Origin of the sequence: Larkinella sp. C7 (assembly GCF_006149005.1) — a bacterium.
Taxonomy (GTDB): Bacteria; Bacteroidota; Bacteroidia; order Cytophagales; family Spirosomataceae; genus Larkinella.
Window position 1 is genome coordinate 1 of sequence record NZ_VBSL01000245.1, and the last position, 343, is coordinate 343.

A 343-nucleotide genomic window follows, 5' to 3' on the forward strand; every position below is an offset into this window, starting at 1 on the left:
CCAGAAGTCGTTTCCATGATTTTTGTGCCCTTCCTTTCTTTGATGCCAGCCTTGATTTTGGCCCACACTGTTTTAGGACCAATTGGCTGGACCATTGGTAAGGGAATTTCTTATGTTGTTCTAGCTGGTTTGACAGGTCCTGTCAAGTGGCTCTTCGGTGCTATTTTTGGTGCCCTTTATGCCCCCTTGGTTATCACGGGTCTCCACCATATGACCAATGCTATCGATACCCAGTTGGTGGCCGATTCTGGCGGTACCGGCCTCTGGCCAATGATTGCCCTGTCAAATATCGCTCAAGGTTCAGCTGTCCTTTCTTACTATTGGATGAACCGTCACAATGAAA

The 343-nt window shown here is 47.8% G+C and carries 1 protein-coding gene; it reads left to right on the top strand.

All coding sequences use genetic code 11. The features are described from left to right. Positions 1-343, top strand: a 343-nt coding sequence (locus FH871_RS35280; RefSeq protein WP_369008819.1) for a PTS transporter subunit EIIC, incomplete at both ends; no start/stop codon positions are given.